The following is an 18,737-nucleotide window of genomic DNA, read 5'->3' as shown; positions in this document are numbered from 1 at the left end:
GATTCCTAATGCGATTGCCCTGACTAATGGACTTGGTTTTGGACATTTTCCGGAAATTATACTTTCCGATAGAAATGAAAAAAACCGTCAAGGAAAATCTCCCTGAAGGTTTTTTGGATTTTGATGCTCGGGGTACTAATTGCCCCTGGAAATTGGCTAGCGCGACGGGAAGCGTTCAAGTGTGATATGAATCATCCTTTGAAACGCGCCGGCTCCACCCTACTGCGGCGGCTGATCCGGTCGGTCGGCGCGCGTTCCCGAAGGAAGCCTCCCGGCCTTGCGCAGCGCCTCTCTAAGCAAATACTCGATATGACCGTTGACGCTCCGAAATTCGTCCTCTGCCCATTTCTCCAACGCTCGGTGAAGTTCGGCATCTACCCGAAGCGGAAATGCTTTCTTTTCCTTGGCCATACCCTGTTACCCGTACATCGTGCCCGTATTGATAACCGGCGTCACCGCCCGGTCAGATACGATTGTCACCATGAGATTGTTGATCATCGCCGCGCGACGTTCTCCGTCGAGCTCGATGCCGTTATCCTTCAGTTGGGCCAGAGCCGATTCCACCATCGTTACCGCGCCCTCGACAATCTTCTGTCTAGCCGCGATGATCGCGATCGCTTGCTGCCTCTGCAGCATGGCGCTGGCGATCTCCGGAGCGTAAGCCAAGTGGGTCAGCCGAGTCTCCAGCACTTCGACGCCGGCGATCGAGAGACGAGACTGCAGTTCGCGCGTCAGTTCCGCCGACACCTCGTCCGAGTTGCCTCGGAGAGACGGCTTCTGCTCCGTCTCCTCCGTAAACGTGTCGTAAGAATAGTGGGCAGCGATATGCCGCAGAGCCGTCTCGCTTTGTACCTCGACGAACTTGGCATAATTGTCTACGTCGAATACCGCCTTCGCCGAATCGACGACCTTGAACACGACGACGCAGCCGATCTCGATCGGATTGCCTTCCGCGTCGTTCACCTTAAGCGTGTGGCTGTTGAAGTTGCGAACCTTAAGCGAAATCTTCGTTTTTCCGGTAAACGGAATGACCAGCCATAGCCCGCTGTCGGATACCGTTCCTTTGTAACGCCCGAAAAAAGTAATCACCTTCGCTTGGTTCGGGTGAACGATCGTGAGCGAAGTAAGCAACACGATAGCTAGCAGGTCTAACGCGATTCCCGCCATAATGAGTAAGCCGCTCGGTTCCGGACGATCCCCTCCGTAGATGAATAGCGCGATGCTTCCGCCCAGGGAAGCTAACACCAGCAAGAGCGCCAGAAATCCGTTTACGTGCCAGGCTTTGGTCATTGTCATAGGGGATGGCCACCTCTTTATGATTATATTTATTTGATATAAAAATGATATCACTTTTTACAATGGATTTCCAGAGTGGAAAAAGTGAAAACAGCTAACATCGTCCTTAAAAATGTAAAAAACGTTGTGCCGCCTTTATGGTGGCACAACGTTTTTAAGAGGTTAACGCATATCGTCGCTTAAAGATTTGCTCCACGTCTCGCTGCCGTCCGAGTTACGAATAGCTTCATGCGAGATGGTTGCTTCCTGAACCTCTCCGAAAGCCCAGTGGCTTGCCGGCATATCCGGGAACATTGGAGCAAGGCCTTTCAGCGGTCCGCGGTAAAGCATGCGGTTAATCATCGTTACGGCTTCCGAACGGATGATCTTATTGTTCGGTTTGAAAGTGCCGTCGGTATAGCCTTTCAAGAATTGACCATTGTACAGCGCTTCGATCGCGTTGCCCGCCCAATGTCCGGAGGTATCCGAGAAATGGGCTTTCGCGGGTTGGCCGGCTTCAAGTTTCAGGAAACGAACCATAACCGAGGCCAATTCTCCTCTGGTGATCGGTTCGTCCGGACGGAACAGTCCGTCATTGCCCGGAGTGAAGTAGCCGTGTTTCGTCGCGATTTTAATGTAATTCGTCGCCCAGTGTCCTTTGCGAACGTCCGTGTAAGGCATCGGGTAATTAACTTCCGCGTTCTCCGTCAAACGCGCTACGATTGCAGCCAACTCGGCGCGGGTCATGTTGTTGTTCGGCTTGAATTCCTTATCCGGGTGACCAAGGATATAACGATAATGCTTCAGATTGCCGAAGCGGTCCGAATTCACGTTAAGCTTCAAGGAAGCTTTCGCGATTTTCGTTACGCCCGAAGCGGTCCATTCTCCGGAAATCTCGAACACTTTTTCCGCTTCATTCAGCATCGCCCACTTAAGGACAGGTTTGAAGGTGCCGCCCTTGCCGCCGGACACATTCGTTACTTTCCAAGTGATCGTATTGCCCTTCACTTCTCCACCGTCAGCGTCTACGACAGTCGCTCCTTCAGGAACGACGAACTTGACTTCGCCGGACGTCAACGTAGAGGAAGATTCGTTCTTGTACGTCACCGTAACTTGTGTTTGTTCCCCTTCCTTCACCTGATTTTTCTCTACGGAAAGGTTAAGGGAAAGATCCGGCGTCGGAACTCCGCCGCCTCCGGATCCACCGGAAGGGATCGGGTTGAGCTGCAGGTCGTGCTGAACGACGTCCCATTCGACGCTAAGCGTCGGGCTGATGTACGTGGTGTAGCCACTCTTCGAGACGACCAAATAATAATCCGTTTCCGAATAAACCATAAATGCATAGAAACCGTTCACGTCTGTAGGTTGGTCCGGGCTCAGGTTGTCGTTAGGCGGGAAGACCCTTGGCGGCAACGTGACGAGTCCGCCCAGAGGCAAACCTTTGCCATCGTTCCTAGGCGTATTCGCGTAATGAAGTTCGACTTTGGCGCCTTCGATCGGCAAACCTGTCACTGCGTCGGTCACGTGGCCGTAAGGGTCGACGAGCTCATCGAGAATGTTCATCTCGCCGTCGGCAGTTACGCTCACCGCGCTTTTGGCAATAATCATCTTTTGGCCAGGTTCCAATTCGTAACGGACTTCAAGCGTGTAGTCTCCTACCGCCAAGCCTTCAGCGTTAAACACGCCTTGGCTATTCAACGGGAACGACTTAGGCGAAGATCCGTCCATGATGTAGGTACCGTCGGATTTTTTCAGATAGATACTCGTTCTGGACAGAAACTCCCCATTCAGATCGAGATCGCCCAGCAAAGATGACTGGCCGTTCGGTTTCTTGAACAGGACGAGACCGGTAACGGTTTTCTCGGAGTTGAAGTTTTCGTCCCCGATTCCCAATACTTCTCCAACCTTAGCTTTTTGATGGAAAGTGATCGGGGTTTTTACGCCCCCGATATCGACCAATTTAACGACTTCGATATCGTATACTTCATCGGCTTTAGGCACTACGACGTAGTAAGCGCCCGTGATGTTGTCCGTGGTTACCGTTTCATCGAAATCGACTCCTGGCGTAATGATTCCGTCTCCATTCAGGTCGAGCGTCACCCTAACATCGGCGCCCAAGACAGGAGCATTTTTTGCTCCTTCCGTAATGACGCCACTGATCGAAGCCGGCATGAACGTTACGTCGATCTGAGCTTGAGCGCTAAGACCTCTTGAAGCATCGTTTGCGTTAGCTTCCAACACAATCGTCTGTTCGGTCGTCCCGCTAATCTGAGGAGATTTATAGACGACTGTTGCCTTTCCGTCCGCGTCCGTTATCGCGCGATTCGGACCTACGAAGCTGCCCGTGCTTGCAGGAGCAGTGAAAACAACCTCAACGCCCGAGATCGGGGTGCCGGTGTCGTCTACCAAAGTCGCCGTGAGCTCCGATGTCGAGTTCCCGTCACCCAATATTTTCTTCGGGTTGGCGGCCAGAGACAGATTCGCTCCGACGACTTGGAAATGATTGTCCGTCAGCTTGGTCGGCTGTTCCGACACTACCGTGCCAAAAGCGTCGATCGACTTGAACGATACCATATACTCGCCTTTCGGCGTAGAAGATTGAAGTTTGAAGGAATCGTTGCTCCATTTCTTAAAGCCCTGGGTTTCCCAAGTAAGCAGGTTCGCCAGTTGCAATTCGACCGCTTGTCCGTTGACGTCCGCGATCACTTTCTGCGCATAGACGGAGCTTACGACGGATAAGCGCAGCGGTTGTCCCGGAACACCGGTCACGACCGAAGGATCGCCCTGAGCTTTATCGCCGACCCAACCCTCGAGCGCTTTGTGAACGCGGATGGTGACGTTGGCGGGCGCGCTGGTTATATGACCGTCATTAACTGTATAAGTAAAAGAATCTCCCAAAAGATCGAACGGATCATTCGGTGTATAGATCCAAGTCTTCCCCGAAAGGTCTGAGAGATCATTATCTAAGACTCCAGTGGAAGGCGGCAGCGTAAAATAATTGAGGACATCTAGTTCATCGCTGTCTTTGCCGACAAGAACGATCTTAACGGAGGATTGTCCTTCTTCCATATCGATCAGCAACGGCTCTGCTACCGGAACGCCATTGTACCTAATGACAATGTCCCCCGGCAGATCGGAATCGTGCATCCCGTCATTTCCTGTCCACGGAATAGTGACGGTGTCTCCGATCGGATAGGTTGCTGACGGCTCGAAAAATAGATTCTGCAATTGATCGCCGGACAGAGTCACGCTGTCTCCTGGCGTAAAATACGTTACTCCGGTTACCGACACGGTACCCAATTTACCGTAAGTACCCAGATCCGATGGCAAGTCGATCGTAACATTCGAGAGATCGTCCTTGTCCGCGTCCTGATACGAAGGCGCCAAAGCAAAGTTTCCTGCTGTAAACGTAATTCTCTCTCCCATAAGACCGGTCTTCGTAATGTCATCGACTACCGGGGGAGTATTAATATGAATGATGACGTTGTTCGGGTCCTTGGCGTATTGCAGGCCGTCGGATCCGTTCCATTGGAATACGACGTTGCCAGTTACGCCCGGCGCCGGAGTGAATACCAGACCGGCGAGATTGGCGACGTCGATTTCATCGTTTGCGTTCACAGGGGTGCCGTTCAACGTTAAAGATCCTTTGGCACCATCAGGGAGCGTAACGATTTTAACAGTCGTCAGCGCTTCAAGGCCCGGATCGATATACCTCGGAGCAAAATCGCTTTGTCCAAGCGGCAATGGCATGTTGATCTTGGCGACTTTGTAGATCTCAAGCACATCCGGCGAGCTGTTGACCGTCACCTTAGCATCACTCGGCGCATATTTGGTGCCGTTGTGTCCGTTCCACAAGAAATCGACCGTTCCGTCGAATCCATCCGAGACGGGGACGAAAGCGAGTTGTGCGACCTGCGCGATCGGAATCTCGGCTCCGGCAACGACAGGCACGCCGTTCAGTTGCAATTCGCCTTTCGCAGGGTCCGGCAGCGTCACGATTTTCACGGTTTGCAATTGATCGCCGTTAGCCGTTCCGCCGTTGATCTTCAAGTACTTGTCCTTAAAATCGTCTTCGGTAAAAGAAGTCGGAGCCGCGCGATAGCCCGATTTGGAGATATCCGCGACGAGCGGGTCGTGCGTGGAGAACGTAACTACGTGCTCCGCAAAGCCCGGATTCGTGAAAAATTCCTTCTCTTCAAATGCAGTTCTCTCCGTCCCTGCCGGGTACTTGGTGAGATCCGCGGGACCATTGCCGCGATCGTCGAATAAGACAATATTAACGACGTATTCCTTGGCAGGATCGATTCCGGGATCTGTAATGACGAGCGCATTATCCCACTCTTCTTCAACGTCGGCCGCCGGCTTGCCAAAAAACTGCTTGCCGATGCCTAAGTTTCTCTCCACGATTTGTCCGTTAACGATCGTTTTCTCGATGACGTTAACTTCCATCGCGAAGTTCTGTCCGGCAATATTCGGGGTCAATCCGGTATTCAGCGTGAGCTTGCCGTTTACGACCTTTAATTCCGCAGTCGTAATCTCGCCCGTATTGCGAATGCCGCCGTCGATCACCAATTGGCCCCAATCCACCTTCATGGTCCAGTTGGTATTGGCAAGCGAACTGCTGCTTCTCGTATCTTGGTAGTAATGATGGATCGTAATGCCAACGTAATTATCGCCGAGCGCGATCCGATTAAATTGCTCCGCCGCAAAGCTGAGCACCGTCGTATTCCAGCTCTCATTTTTCCCCGACAATGCGCCGACGAGAGCGGATTCCTTGATTTCCTTTTTGTAATCCTGTCCGTTAGTACCTACTTTGGAAGCTTCGATATTCGTTTTCCATGTGCCCGTCGTTTGCCACGGCGTATACGGGATTCCAAGAGCGATATCCGCGGGATTGGAGGAAAAATAAACCCGATCCCACTCCCCATTCCCCGACACCGCGGCAATATATTCGTCCACGTCATAAGCCCGGATCAACAGCTGAGCGCTCTTGGTCGGAAGCTGCTTGACGTCCGTAATCTTAAATTCGACAGGGTACTTGGAGTAGTTGTCGGCCGTGGTTTTGTTTTGATTCTTGATGTTCGTGTCCATATCCGAGTCTTTGGTGGACGACGAGGCCCCCCCTCCCCAATTGTCGTTGTCCGTAAAATAGGTTACCCCGACGGACGTCAAGGCGCCGGCCGCCTCCGCATTGGACGGGCCCACCAGCCACTGGCCTCCCGCGAGCAGCAGAGCCAGCATTCCCAGCGCTGCTTTTCTACTCCACCCCCTGTTTCTCTTGCTTAACAATCCGCCCGTACTCTGAGTTTCCATTAATTTTTTCTCCTCTATTTATATTTACTCTTTCATAACCATTAATTTACTATTATCATCTGATCCATTTCTGAACAATTCGACAATAAATAACATTAATTAAGAATTTTCTACTACGTAAGACCCGGAAATAAAACAAAAAAAGACGACCCCTGAGATTACATCAGGAATCATCTTTTTAACAGCATTATCTAGTTTCTTATTTCGATTAATCGATATACGAGCAAATATAATCCGTAACCGTCTTAACGTTCAGCTTAAAGCTGGAGTTCGCAGGCACTTCGAATTTCGTCGGCTCGTTGATTTCTTGCCATTGATCGTTGCCCGGAAGCAGAATGGAAAGCTCGCCTGCTTGGATGTCCATGATTTCCTTTTGCGCAGTACCGAACTCGTACTCGCCCGGAAGCATGATGCCCAGCGTGATTTTGGTGCCGTCTTCGAAAATAACCGCTCGGCTCGTTACTTTTCCTTCGAAGTATACATTGGCTTTCTTCACTACGGATACATTATTAAATTGCGACATCGTTTCTCTCCAGCTCCCCTGTTAGCTTTGGTTTGAATTACACTAATTTGTTGAATTGAGCGACAACGTTGTCTACCGTGAAGCCATATTCTTTAATGACGCGATCGCCCGGAGCGGAAGCACCGAACGTGGAAATTCCGATAATCGCACCGCTGTCCCCAACATAACGCTCCCATCCGAACGGATGAGCCATCTCGATCGCAAGACGGGCTTTGATCGCTTTAGGCAGAACGCTTTCTTTGTAGCTTGCGTCTTGTTTCTCGAACAGATCGAAGCTTGGCAAGCTGACAACGCGAACGTGTACGCCTTGCTCTGCCAATGCCTTCTGGGAAGCGACGGCGAGTTGAACTTCCGAGCCCGTAGCGATCAGGATTCCTTGCGGCTGTCCGTTAGCCGCTTCGGAAACAACGTATCCGCCTTTGGCGATGTTGTCGCGAGCCGACGAAGTACCTTCGAGGATCGGAAGGTTTTGGCGCGTCAGCACCAAGGCAACCGGGTTGTCTTTATTTTGCAACGCATAAGCCCAAGCAGCGGATGTTTCGTTCCCGTCCGCCGGACGGATAACCGTTAGGTTAGGGATAATCCGGATTGACGCCAATTGCTCGATCGGTTCGTGCGTAGGACCGTCTTCTCCGACCGCGATGCTATCGTGCGTCAGTACGTAAACGACAGGCAAGCCCATCAGAGCAGCTAAGCGAACCGCCGGACGAAGGTAGTCGGTGAACACGAAGAACGTGCCGCCGTATACTTTTAATCCCCCGTGCAGCATAATTCCGTTCATTGCCGCAGCCATGCCGAACTCGCGAATACCGAAATAGATGTTGCGGCCGTCGTAGTTGCCCGGTTTGAATACCGGCAGGCCTTTCAGGTGCGTCATCGTGGAGCTTTCCAAGTCCGCGGATCCGCCCACGAGGAAAGGTACGTTTTTCGCAAGTCCGTTCAAGGCATTCCCCGAAGCAACGCGAGTCGAGAGCGGCTTATCTTCGGAAGTGTATACCGGCAGATCCGCATCCCAACCGCTTGGCAATTCGCCTGCGAACGCAGCCTCGAATTGAGCCGCAAGCTCAGGGTAAGCCGATTTATATTTCGCGAATTGAGCATCCCAAGCCGCGTTCGCTTGTTCGCCCGCTTTCTTGATTTCCGCGAAATGGGCGCGAACTTCCTCAGGCACGTGAAACTCTTCATGCGGCCATTCATAGAAGCCTTTAGTCAATTTAGCTTCGTCCGTTCCGAGAGGGGAACCGTGCGGGCCGGCATGTCCGCCTTTACCGCCTTTGTTCGGGGAACCGTAACCGATCACCGTTTTCACTTCGATGAGAGTCGGTCTGGCAAGGTCCGCTTGCGCTTCGGCGATCGCTTTAGCCAACGCGTCGAGGTCGTTGCCGTCTTCCACGCGCAGGTATTGCCAGCCGTATGCTTCGAAACGTTGGCCCACGTTCTCGGAGAACGACAGGCTTAATTCGCCGTCGAGCGAAATATCGTTGGAATCGTACAGAACCACAAGTTTACCCAGTTTCATATGGCCGGCCATCGAAGCGGCCTCGGAGGAAACCCCTTCCGATAGATCTCCATCTCCGCAGATGGAATATGTGAAGTGGTTAACTACATCGTAACCTTCGCGATTGTAAGTAGCAGCCAACTGCGTCTCGGCCAATGCCATACCGACAGCCATGGCAACCCCTTGGCCAAGCGGACCGGTCGTAGCGTCTACGCCAGCCGTATGTCCGAATTCAGGATGCCCCGGCGTTAATGAACCCCACTGACGGAAATTTTTCAGTTCTTCCATCGGCAGATCGTATCCGCTTAGGTGAAGCAAAGAGTATAACAGCATGGAACCATGTCCCGCGGACAGTACGAAACGGTCGCGGTCGATCCATTGCGGTTTGGACGGATTATGTTTCATTGTTTTCGCGAACAATTGGTAGCCCATCGGAGCTGCGCCCATCGGCATGCCGGGATGTCCGGATTTCGCTTTCTCGATCGCATCGATCGATAGCGTACGTACCGTTGTAACGGAGAGTTGGTCGATTGCTTTAGTGCTGACAGTCATTAAATTGATTCCTCCTAGTTAGAAACCTACAAAATGTCTCATGCGCACGTCGAAAAAATTAATTTTCGCATACATACTGTGAAATATTGTACCATTATGCTTCGTCCATTTCCATCCTTTATGCCATGCAGTCAAGCAAGAAAGGGATCGTAAGCACTCGCGCGCTTACGATCCCTTCATCTAAAAGTATAAACTTTTTGCCTTACACGAAAGCTACCGTTTTATTTTGATAAACGAGCATTCTGTCCTCGACATGCCATTTCACCGCGCGGGCTAGTACGATTCTTTCGATATGACGGCCGATACGTTTCAATTCGGTCACGTCGTCGCGATGAGTAACGCGCTGGATATCTTGCTCGATAATCGGACCGCCGTCCAATTCTTCCGTCACATAGTGTGCCGTCGCGCCGATCAGCTTGACTCCGCGATTGTACGCTTGCTGATAAGGCTTGCCTCCGACGAATGCCGGAAGGAAAGAATGGTGGATATTAATGATGCGATTGTGATACTGCTCGATGAATTTCGGGGAAACGATTTGCATGTATCTGGCAAGTACGATCAGATCGACTTTACCGGACGTCAGTTCCCGTTGTTTTTGCTCCGCTTCCGCTTTCGTATCCGCAGTAACCGGAACATGGTGATACGGTATTCCGAAGGATTCGACCAGGCTCCTCATATCGTCGTGGTTACTGATAACCATGCTAATCTCCGCGTCCAAGTCTCCGGCTTGCCATTGCCACAGAAGTTCGGTTAAGCAATGATCTTCCTTCGATACGAAGATCGCGATCCTTTTGCGCCGCGCCGCGCGGAAAATACTCCATCTCATCGAGAAACGATCCGCGATTCGGTTGAAATCCTCTTGAAGGGACTGCAGGCGTTGCTCTAGTTCTTGCAGATCGAATTCAATCCGCATGAAGAACATGCCGCCTTCCGGATCCATCGTATATTGATCGGACTGCACGATGTTCGCGCCTTGCTCATACAGGAATTGGGACACCGCCGCTACGATTCCCGCCTTGTCGGGACACGAAATCAACATGCGCGCCCTAATGCTCTTATCATCGAACTTCTTGTTTTCCTGAAGCTGGTTATTGTGACTCATCTGACTTACTTCCTCTCCGCATGACACATCTATTCGATTGAACTGCGCAAATTATTGGCTAGATAACCATTCCTGACCCGCAAGGAAACCAAGCAACCTCTGATTGACGGCCTCTTCGCTGTAATCGCCGGACAGAACGCGATGTTCCGCCAGCATATCGTATAACCGTTCCATAGGTTCGCGTGAGTCCGCTTTTCTGGCTTTGGCATCTGATTTCAGCAACTCCCACGTATTCAGCACGTACAGTCGGGAATCGATACCTACTTTATCAAAGAAATGATGCAGCCTTTCCACATCTTCGAGGAATTCCCCGCCGAAACGCTCTTCCGTATCGCCGCGAAGCATTGCAATTTCGGCTTCGTACATCGGGCGTTCGGTCTTCTCCGTTTTGCCGATCCAAGGCGTCTCCAGGATGAATGGCTTGTCCTTCAGCAAATCGTGACCTACGACTCCGGCGATGCCTTCGTAGCCGATCCAGCCCGAACCGATCGGAGCATGGCGGTCTTTACCGGCGCCTACCGGATTTTTGCTGTCGTTGACGTGAACGACCGCAATCCGGTTAAGGCCTACGATCTCGTCGAACCTGCGCAACACGCCGTCGATATCTCCTACGATGTCATATCCCGCATCGTGAATATGACAAGTATCCATGCATACCGTCAACCGGCTGTTCAAGTGAACTTTGTCGATAATCTGCGCCAGTTCCTCGAAACTGCGGCCGATTTCCGTACCTTTACCCGCCATGGTTTCCAATGCGATATTCACGTCGGTTTCTTTCGTGGCTTCCAGTACTTCATTCAATCCTTCCGCGATCCGCGCGATTCCGTATTCCGCATCCTTATCCGTGTAGGCTCCGGGATGCAGCACGATATTCTTGACGCCGATCTTGTGCGTGCGGCGAATTTCTTCCTGAAGGAAATCTACCGCAAGTCTGTAAGTGTCTTCCTTGTATGAACCCAAGTTCACGATGTAAGGCGCGTGGACGACGATGTCGTTAATTCCGCTCCCCGCCATCATTTCTTTACCTTCGGGAATATATAAATCCTCGATCGGTTTTCTCCGGGTATTCTGAGGCGCCCCCGTGTAAATCATGAAAGTACTGGAACCGTAAGAAACCGCTTCTTTCGTAGCGGTCAACAATCCCTTGTCCGAAAATGAAACGTGCGATCCAATCTTCAACATAGTATAGCTCCTCTCGCCATGCGATCCGTACCCCGTAAACGTTGATGGGGCCTAGTCTAGCAATCATTCCTATATTGTATCGCGAACGTCGAAATAAATCTAGAAATGAGCTATAATTTCAGAATGAGGTGATAATTATGAATTCGACGCCAGATTGGTTTATGTACTTCATCGGTTTTTGGACCATCGTGCTTGTATTGTTCATGTGTATCGGCGGCTTCTTTATGTTTCGCAAATTTTTGAAAGTGTTGCCGAAAAGCGACGGAAAATCGAAGCTGGACTGGCAGAATTATTGGGTGGAACGCAGCCGGGATCTATGGACCGAAGAATCCAAGCAGATGCTTCATAAGCTTGTTTCGCCGGTTCCAGGACCCTTCAGGGATATCGCAAGCCACTCTATCGCTGCCAAAATCGGCCAAGTGGCCGTGGAGAGCGGCTCTTCCGAGGTAACGAAGGATCATTGCATCGAAGGTTACATACGCGCGACTCCGCCTCGCGACCACCGTAGCCTGAAAGATTTTCTCGAAAAAAACCAGATCGATTACGCGGCTTACAGCCATCTTCTCAAGTAAGCTCGTACGCCCGATCGCGAAAAAACGAAACCTTTGCCGCTTTTTTTCGTCTAACCTCAGAGGAGGTGTAAGCTACATGACGAAAAAACACAACAAAACGGCTATGGCTATGAGCGTTGCCGTACTTACCCTAGTCCTGATGGGGACGGCTTGCAGCAACAACAATAACGCGAACCCGTCGCCGTCTGCCAGCTCTTCCGCTTCGGCAAGTCCAAGCCCAACCGCAAGCGGTGCGATCGAAACCGAAAGCGCGAGCCCTTCGGCTTCGCCGGAGACAACTTCCGCCACCGGTAAATACGTAGGCTTGCAGGATAGCCATTCTATCGAAATCACGACGGATAAAGGACCGATGGCATTCCAAGTCAGCCCGGAGATCGCCGAGAAGGTCGATCCTTGGAAAGAAGAGACGTCCGTCCAATTCCAATACAAAACCGAAAAGCTTGAAGCGAACGGCGAGCAAATCGAGCAGCACACGATTATTTCGATCGATAAGCAGTAACCGATGTGAGGAGGGGCGCAATGCGCCTAATATTGTGCGGTGGAACGGGATTCATTGGTAAAGCTCTAACGCATGCGCTGTTATCCCGAGGGGATGAAGTGTGGATTATTACGAGGAATAAACCTTTGAAGTCTCCTTTCGACACCGACCTTCCTCATCCTCAATACGTCACTTGGGCGGAATGGAATGCGTCTCCCGATCGGTTAGGCGATTTCGATGGAATCGTGAATCTGGTCGGCGAATCCATCAATCAAAGGTGGACTCAGAAGGCCAAGGAGCGGATATTAGCTTCGCGAACGGAAACAGCCGATCGAATCGCCGACAATCTGAGGCGGATGAGTTCCCCGCCCAACGTCGTCGTGAACGCTTCGGGCATCTCCTTGTATGGACACTCGGGAGAGCAGGTGTTCGATGAAAACTCGCCTGTCAGACCCGCCGACTTTCTAGGAAAAACCGTCGTCAAGTGGGAAGAGGCCGCGGATCGGATTCCGGTCAAGCGGCTCGTAAAGCTACGCATCGGGCTCGTATGCGCCCGGACCGGAGGAGCGTTCCCGCTCATTCGACTGCCTTACCGTTTGTTCGGAGGCGGACGGATAGGCGATGGTAAACAAGGCCTGCCATGGATTCACTTACAGGACATGGTTTCCCTGATCCTGTTTTGTCTGGACACCGATTCCATCTCTGGTCCCGTCAATGCGGTAGCGCCGGATCCGGTGTCGAACGACGAATTCGGCCGCATGCTGGGTCGCGTAACGAAGCGCCCGCATTGGTTCCCGGTTCCGGGATTTATGTTAAAAGCCTTGCTCGGAGAAATGAGCACGCTCTTGCTTACCGGCCAGAGAGCGATGCCGCGAAAGCTGTTAAATCACGGCTTTCAGTTTGCCTTTCCTAAGCTTGAAGGAGCCCTGCGGGATATTACCCGCTAGGGCTTTTTTTTTCTTCCCGCATTCCCCGCTCCCTCACTCTTCCTGTTGAAAACGGTATTGGGAATTGGCAATCGTCAAGCAATCTCCGACCTGCAAGGAATACAGTTCATAAGGAGCCATCGGCTTATCGTTTAGTCGGCTTCCGTTCCGCGATCCGAGATCTTTAACCTTCCACTGATCGGATACCTTTAAGAACTCCACGTGCGCTCTAGAAATTCCTATCGACTCATCTATGTGTTGAGCGGCTTCCGCTGATCTTCCAATTACGAAAGAGTTGCCTTGCAGAGGGATTCGAATTCCGGAGTCCTTGGTTTTCCAGATCAAATAGAAGATTTCGATATTGGACGTCTGTTTGGAATTGAGATAGGCCGTTTGATCGTTCGAAGCGGACATCCATGTCGTATCCGCTATATATGCCGGGTCTTTATTGACATCTAACATAAATGGATCAGTCAAACTATCCCGCGAAGCAATCGTTGACGGCAGATGAGGAGAAGGAAATCTAGGTATAGCTCCTTGCTGTTGAACCTCCCTTTCCTCCTCTGCCTGAGCAAATTTAAACGACTTTTCGATTTCGGGACCGCTTGGTTGTACAAGTTCAGGACGCCGATTGGTAAACCTAAGCCTGTCGGGTATGCCGTTCCATAAGAAAATGACCAGCGAGCAGACGATCAAGGAAAGACACAGACACGCTAATAGCTTCTGCTGGTTAGGCTGACTCAAGTAAATAAATCTCCAGGACAAGGCGACGACGAATACGGAGACGCAACCGATCACGATTCGCCAACGGCCGATATCCATTACGTCGCTTCCGGTATCAGGCTCATTAGCCCTCATCTTGCTCGAAGGGAAAGACTTCGGCAGAGCATTCGGTGCGTCCCCCCACATTTCGGAGACGGGATGAAGGTCGCCCGAAACCGGGTTCAGAAAATCCCACGAACGAGACGGCTTCGTTGTTGCCGGCTTCGGCTCCATGACGTGCAACTCCGGCAAGGGACGAACCGGGGAATGTCCCCTGTCTGCTGCCGCTTCTCCCCCCGGAGAACCCGCTAAGTATTGTCTTGCATAACGACTCAACACGATCGGCATAAAACCCGGGGAGCCAACAAGCCGTAAAATATTTTGCAAAGCTTGCCCATCCGGCTCCTTCACCCTCATCATCCATCGGATGATAAGCCGTTCTAAATCATCCGCCCTATGTAGCGTGGGCATGTCGATAGGCAGGTAAGTAAATTTCAGATCATACCACTCGTCTCCGACAAATATAAACTCATCCAGCAGCCTAATGCGGTCAGCGTCCAGCAAATATAACCTGCACTCTTCAAGCACTTCCGCAAGCCTGCATAAAGCTCCCATCATATCGGCCATCGACCACGTTGACGTTCTCATCGCTTCCGACAGCATGCGTGTTCCCGAAAAAGAATAACGGAGGGAAACCCGACCGTCGCACTCTTCGGTCTCAAGCGTTAACAACCCTGGAATATCGCATTGTTTGAGCATGTGAATCTGGGTATCATTTAAATCTTCTCGCGTTAAAGGAGGATCGCGTTCCACGATCATATAGTGGCCCCTCCTCTGCTCAAAGCGAACCGACAATGCCTCCATATCTCTCTACCCTTTCCCCATTAAGGTCATAAAACCCGGAGCCACAGCCAGCATAAAAGGAAAATGAACGCCTTTGCCTTTCGTTAACGGATGGTTTCCCCAGGGCCACTTTATTCTCATTCCTAGCTTTTTCAAGCCCGGGAGGCGCAACATAAGCAGAATAAACGCGATTCCTCCGGCAAAAAGAATCGACGACATGAGCAATTGGAAAGTCATCGAAGGACCTGCCCATGCCCCGAATGCGCCGAACCATTTCACGTCTCCCCCGCCGATCCCTCCGAATCGGTTCATCACATACAGAGGGACGAGCCCCGCGAAAGCTCCCGCGAACGCCCAACCCAGTCCATCGATACCGCCAGCTATACAATGATAAATCAATCCGCTGCCGGCAAAGAAAATCGTCAGTTCGTTAGGTATCCGCATCTTGCGCAAATCCGTCCAACAGGCGGAAACCAGCAGAACGCATACGATGATCAACTCCCACGTATTCACTTCTCACCCTCCTTGGCTTCGTCTATTCGGCTGCTTGTTTACCTGCGACCTCGAAGGTTTGTTGCCAAACTCCGCCTTCGGCGTTCGAGACTTGCCAGCTCCATTGTCCCGGCGTCGTTCTTCCGGATACATGCCAAGTCCATGAAATCAAACCCGAAGCATCGGCGGTAGCGCTGCCTAGATGTTTAGCCTGGCTTAGTCCGCTCTTGTATATAATGGATAGATCGACGGAGGTCCCCGGTTCCACTCGAATGACCAGCGTAGCCTTGCGCCCCGGCTTGACGGGATTCGGCTCCAAGGAAACGAAAGATACGTTGAACGGCGTTTGACTCTCTTGCTTCGCAATCTTGGAAACGGAAGGGGCGCCTCCGATCCAAACCCGTTCTCTCGCGGATTCCCTAACCATTAATCTCCGTCCCAGAAACGGTACCTGAACGGGCAAAGTGTACTCGGCTTCGACGGTTAAATAGGCTTTTCTCCTATCGTCAATATCCGGCAATCCGATCGAGGTCACCTTTAATCTCGATTCGTCTAAAACTCGTTCGTCCGCAAACTGTTTAACGAGTTGGCCGAATGCGAGCTTGGCGGCATGCTGCTCTAACGAAAACGTACCGTTCGTAGCTTGCTCCGCCCACTCCTTCATCGGAGAAGGCAACCATTTTCCGTACTGGCTGACCGTCTCTCCCACGCTAAGCCATTTCTCGTTCCACTGTTCGATCTGCTGATTGATTGCGGAGCCTCTCGCCTGATCAATACCTAAAGATATCGGATACCAAGCGGATGCGGCTTGTCTTGCGGTTTGGTTCAATGCTCCGTGCAATGCCATCGAAATGACGGCGGTTTGTACCATGAAGATCAGGAATAGAACGAACATTAGAAATACTGGCATAACGAGCGCGGTTTCCAACGTTACTCCGCCCTCATTAGTCTTAATGGAATTCCTTTTTTTAGAGATAGGAACTATCGGCCGTATACGTTGTTTCATAACGGTTCCCCTTTACCGTTCCTCCTAGATTTCCGAAACGCCCCATCGCCTTTAGCAATCCGGGGAAAAACCACAAGCTGACCGAAGCGCTCCCTTCTGCGCTCGCATACGTATATGCTCCTCGATAATCCAACCCTGAAGCATGCTCCATTACGGCTATCATTCTTGCTATTTGGTTGGCTGATCCTCCATGCAAAAGGAGAAACAGCCTAAGGTAATCCGTGTAAAGAGTATCGGTTTTGATATACTTGGAAAGTTCAACTTTGCCGGTGTTGATTAATAGGTTCATATCGGTCAATGCGCCGCGAATACCGTATACTAAAGCCGCAGCCAGAACGAGAAGAGGATGTCCCATCGCCCTGCACTCGATAAGACCTTCCATCGTTCGAACGGCTAAACGGAATGCGAATATTTCGCCATAAGCAGCCGCAATATTGCCCGCGGGATTGTTCAGCCCGTACAAGATGTACTCCGCTTCTTGCATATGAATATCCAGAGAAGCTTGCCCGCCTGCCAACATCTCCTTGACTAAGGGCGGACCGTAATGGGACAGCCTCGACAGCGTGTACTCGGAGAAATACAATTGATCGCGCGCCCCCAACAATGCGCCTTGCAGAACATCCATCAATCCGTCGGAGCCCGACATTGCCGCATCTCTCCCCTCGGAAGGATCGTTGCTCCTAGCAGCTCGCTCAGCCTGCTCTTCCTCCGTCTTGTTCCACTCTTTATTGCTTGAATAAAGGTCCGTCGTCGTCGCGAAGCTTATCTTCTCCTCGGCCGATCCGGCAACGCCGGTTAACGACCCGAGAAAATTCGCCGCTCCCGCCCAAGCGGCCTTCGCTTTCTTTTCTTCCTCCTTGCGTTCGTTGTCCTGCGAACGATGTGCTTCCAACGTCGCTATTCGGGCAGCGATCACGGAGCCGGCCGAGCCATATGAACTTACGAAAGCGTCATACGCGCTTTGCAGCCGAGATTGGCCGCTTTGCAACGATGCTCCCATTCCCGTCGATCCCGGGACGGAAGCCGCTAACGAGGCGAATGAAGCCGCTTCTCCGGCCAACGACAGCCCTTGAATGTGCTGAGTTCTGATCTCCGCGAAATAAGCTTCGAAGAAAGCTTGCTTCAGCACTAAATCCTCGGCAGACTTGCGAAGGTTCTCTAACGTTTGAACATGCTCCTTATCGACCGCGGAACCCGTCTCGCCCTCCTCATCTCCGGATGAAACAGGCGGCTGAGCTCTGGATCGCTCGAGAATAGCCACCATTTCATCGTTGGCTTTCTTAGCTTTCTCAATGGCTTCGTTCGCTTTCAACAGAAATCTTTCAGACTGTTCCCTTACCGCAGCCGCTTGTCGGCTTAACGCACTCGATAAAGAGACGGCACCGGATTCGTAAGCGGCTACCTCCGCTTCATATCGAGGTCCTTCCGGCTTCGTCTTCTCGTCCTCCGGTTCTTCTCCGTTCTCTTCCCGATTTTTTTGCTCCTCTTCCCACTTCCTTACCGATTCGCGTCTGGATTCGTTGTCCAGCCGTTTGATCACATAATCTTCATATCCCCCCGTTATGCCGCCTATCGAGCCGATTTCCGAGCCTAACGCTTGCTCGCTCTTCACGCCGTGTTGCTTCTGGGCTTCCAAAGCGTCATCGAAAGCCGCTTCCCGGCGATCGTAGGCTTTACGCATTTGCTCCAGCAGGTCTACCGTTCTCGTTGCTTCTTTCATTGCCCCCGATACTCCGCGAAATCGGCTCGCGACCTCCAAAGCAAGATCAACCGGAGCTTTGTACTTCATCTCCTCTAGAATTTGCCTGCGAAACACGTCATGCGTAGCTAACGGTCGGCTTTCCGTTACTCCCGTTTCCTCCCAGCGCGTATCCAGGAAAGTAAATGCCCCTTTGCCTTGGGGAGCCGCATTCCCCTCTACAGTGTCCCGGAATATCTCGTTCGCCGCTTCTCCGCCTCTAATAAACAACCCATAACGTGCATAGATCGTCGGATCGTAAGACGACAACGTTGATCGCGCGCCCGATTTCACCGCCAGTTCAGCTTGCTTGCGGAATGCCGCAACTCGGGCAAAGTCGATTAACAACGCGGTCAGTAACAGGAAAGCGGCAGTGGCTGCGATAAAATAGATGGACACGGAGCCCAAAGTCCCCTGCCTTTGCCGTTCATGGGAAGGAAGCTCCCGACTATGGTTTGAACCCTCCATCCCATAA

At 51.7% G+C, this 18,737-nt stretch carries 14 protein-coding genes; 3 read left to right on the top strand and 11 right to left on the bottom strand.

The window, feature by feature from the left end; all coding sequences use genetic code 11:
* Positions 1-219 precede the first annotated feature (219 nt).
* From HH215_RS32405 to HH215_RS32375, 7 genes are all read right to left on the bottom strand, one after another.
* On the bottom strand, positions 220-411 hold the full coding sequence (locus tag HH215_RS32405; protein WP_169283662.1) for a type II toxin-antitoxin system antitoxin: 192 nt from the start codon (positions 409-411) through the stop codon (positions 220-222).
* Between the two features lie 6 nt (positions 412-417).
* Positions 418-1,296, bottom strand: coding sequence for an SPFH domain-containing protein (locus HH215_RS32400; protein WP_169283661.1), 879 nt, complete (start codon positions 1,294-1,296; stop codon positions 418-420).
* 162 nt (positions 1,297-1,458) lie between these two features.
* Positions 1,459-6,588: an S-layer homology domain-containing protein gene (locus tag HH215_RS32395; RefSeq protein WP_169283660.1), complete on the bottom strand. Its 5,130-nt coding sequence runs from the start codon at positions 6,586-6,588 to the stop codon at positions 1,459-1,461.
* 208 nt (positions 6,589-6,796) lie between these two features.
* Positions 6,797-7,111, bottom strand: a complete 315-nt coding sequence (ppnP, locus tag HH215_RS32390) for a pyrimidine/purine nucleoside phosphorylase (RefSeq protein WP_169283659.1) — start codon at positions 7,109-7,111, stop codon at positions 6,797-6,799.
* A gap of 37 nt (positions 7,112-7,148) precedes the next feature.
* Complete coding sequence (tkt, locus tag HH215_RS32385) at positions 7,149-9,161, bottom strand: transketolase (RefSeq protein ID WP_169283658.1); 2,013 nt, start codon at positions 9,159-9,161, stop codon at positions 7,149-7,151.
* Positions 9,162-9,363: 202 nt separating this feature from the next.
* A complete protein-coding gene (purU, locus tag HH215_RS32380) occupies positions 9,364-10,263 on the bottom strand; it encodes a formyltetrahydrofolate deformylase (RefSeq protein ID WP_169283657.1) in 900 nt (299 codons plus the stop codon).
* 51 nt (positions 10,264-10,314) lie between these two features.
* The gene (locus HH215_RS32375) at positions 10,315-11,445 is read right to left on the bottom strand and encodes a deoxyribonuclease IV (protein ID WP_169283656.1); all 1,131 of its coding nucleotides are present in this window, start codon (positions 11,443-11,445) and stop codon (positions 10,315-10,317) included.
* A 137-nt stretch (positions 11,446-11,582) separates the two neighbouring features.
* Between HH215_RS32375 and HH215_RS32370 the strand changes: the two genes are divergently transcribed.
* The 3 genes from HH215_RS32370 (at position 11,583) to HH215_RS32360 (ending at position 13,442) form a co-directional block, all read left to right on the top strand.
* A complete protein-coding gene (locus HH215_RS32370) occupies positions 11,583-12,017 on the top strand; it encodes a DUF2621 family protein (protein ID WP_169283655.1) in 435 nt (144 codons plus the stop codon).
* Between the two features lie 76 nt (positions 12,018-12,093).
* On the top strand, positions 12,094-12,516 hold the full coding sequence (locus HH215_RS32365; RefSeq protein WP_169283654.1) for a LytA/YqiH family protein: 423 nt from the start codon (positions 12,094-12,096) through the stop codon (positions 12,514-12,516).
* Between the two features lie 20 nt (positions 12,517-12,536).
* Positions 12,537-13,442, top strand: a complete 906-nt coding sequence (locus HH215_RS32360) for a TIGR01777 family oxidoreductase (RefSeq protein ID WP_169283653.1) — start codon at positions 12,537-12,539, stop codon at positions 13,440-13,442.
* 33 nt (positions 13,443-13,475) lie between these two features.
* Here HH215_RS32360 and HH215_RS32355 read toward each other — a convergent pair whose 3' ends face one another.
* Genes HH215_RS32355 through HH215_RS32340 form a run of 4 tightly spaced genes read right to left on the bottom strand, consistent with a single transcriptional unit; the run spans position 13,476 to position 18,730 of the window.
* Positions 13,476-15,002, bottom strand: a complete 1,527-nt coding sequence (locus HH215_RS32355; protein ID WP_169283652.1) for a DUF6382 and FHA domain-containing protein — start codon at positions 15,000-15,002, stop codon at positions 13,476-13,478.
* A 51-nt stretch (positions 15,003-15,053) separates the two neighbouring features.
* Positions 15,054-15,539 carry an A24 family peptidase gene (locus tag HH215_RS32350; protein WP_169283651.1) on the bottom strand — a complete coding sequence of 162 codons (486 nt, stop codon included), beginning with the start codon at positions 15,537-15,539 and terminating at the stop codon, positions 15,054-15,056.
* Positions 15,540-15,561: 22 nt separating this feature from the next.
* Complete coding sequence (locus tag HH215_RS32345) at positions 15,562-16,524, bottom strand: TadE family protein (RefSeq protein WP_169283650.1); 963 nt, start codon at positions 16,522-16,524, stop codon at positions 15,562-15,564.
* A complete protein-coding gene (locus HH215_RS32340; RefSeq protein ID WP_169283649.1) occupies positions 16,487-18,730 on the bottom strand; it encodes a hypothetical protein in 2,244 nt (747 codons plus the stop codon). Before HH215_RS32340 ends, HH215_RS32345 begins: the two co-directional genes overlap by 38 nt.
* Between the last annotated feature and the right edge of the window lie 7 nt (positions 18,731-18,737).

Origin of the sequence: Cohnella herbarum (genome assembly GCF_012849095.1) — a bacterium.
GTDB classification, from domain to species: Bacteria; Bacillota; Bacilli; order Paenibacillales; family Paenibacillaceae; genus Cohnella; species Cohnella herbarum.
The sequence above is the reverse complement of the archived record's forward strand: the minus strand, read 5'-3'. Positions and strand labels throughout refer to the sequence as shown.

Coding starts and splice junctions, on each gene's coding strand:
- HH215_RS32375 (WP_169283656.1), bottom strand. CDS start 11,445: ATGTTGAAGATTGGATCGCACGTTTCATTTTCGGACAAGGGATTGTTG.
- HH215_RS32370 (WP_169283655.1), top strand. CDS start 11,583: ATGAATTCGACGCCAGATTGGTTTATGTACTTCATCGGTTTTTGGACC.
- tkt (WP_169283658.1), bottom strand. CDS start 9,161: ATGACTGTCAGCACTAAAGCAATCGACCAACTCTCCGTTACAACGGTA.
- HH215_RS32340 (WP_169283649.1), bottom strand. CDS start 18,730: ATGGAGGGTTCAAACCATAGTCGGGAGCTTCCTTCCCATGAACGGCAA.
- HH215_RS32405 (WP_169283662.1), bottom strand. CDS start 411: ATGGCCAAGGAAAAGAAAGCATTTCCGCTTCGGGTAGATGCCGAACTT.
- HH215_RS32360 (WP_169283653.1), top strand. CDS start 12,537: ATGCGCCTAATATTGTGCGGTGGAACGGGATTCATTGGTAAAGCTCTA.
- HH215_RS32400 (WP_169283661.1), bottom strand. CDS start 1,296: ATGACAATGACCAAAGCCTGGCACGTAAACGGATTTCTGGCGCTCTTG.
- HH215_RS32355 (WP_169283652.1), bottom strand. CDS start 15,002: ATGATCGTGGAACGCGATCCTCCTTTAACGCGAGAAGATTTAAATGAT.
- ppnP (WP_169283659.1), bottom strand. CDS start 7,111: ATGTCGCAATTTAATAATGTATCCGTAGTGAAGAAAGCCAATGTATAC.
- HH215_RS32365 (WP_169283654.1), top strand. CDS start 12,094: ATGACGAAAAAACACAACAAAACGGCTATGGCTATGAGCGTTGCCGTA.
- HH215_RS32345 (WP_169283650.1), bottom strand. CDS start 16,524: ATGAAACAACGTATACGGCCGATAGTTCCTATCTCTAAAAAAAGGAAT.
- HH215_RS32395 (WP_169283660.1), bottom strand. CDS start 6,588: ATGGAAACTCAGAGTACGGGCGGATTGTTAAGCAAGAGAAACAGGGGG.
- purU (WP_169283657.1), bottom strand. CDS start 10,263: ATGAGTCACAATAACCAGCTTCAGGAAAACAAGAAGTTCGATGATAAG.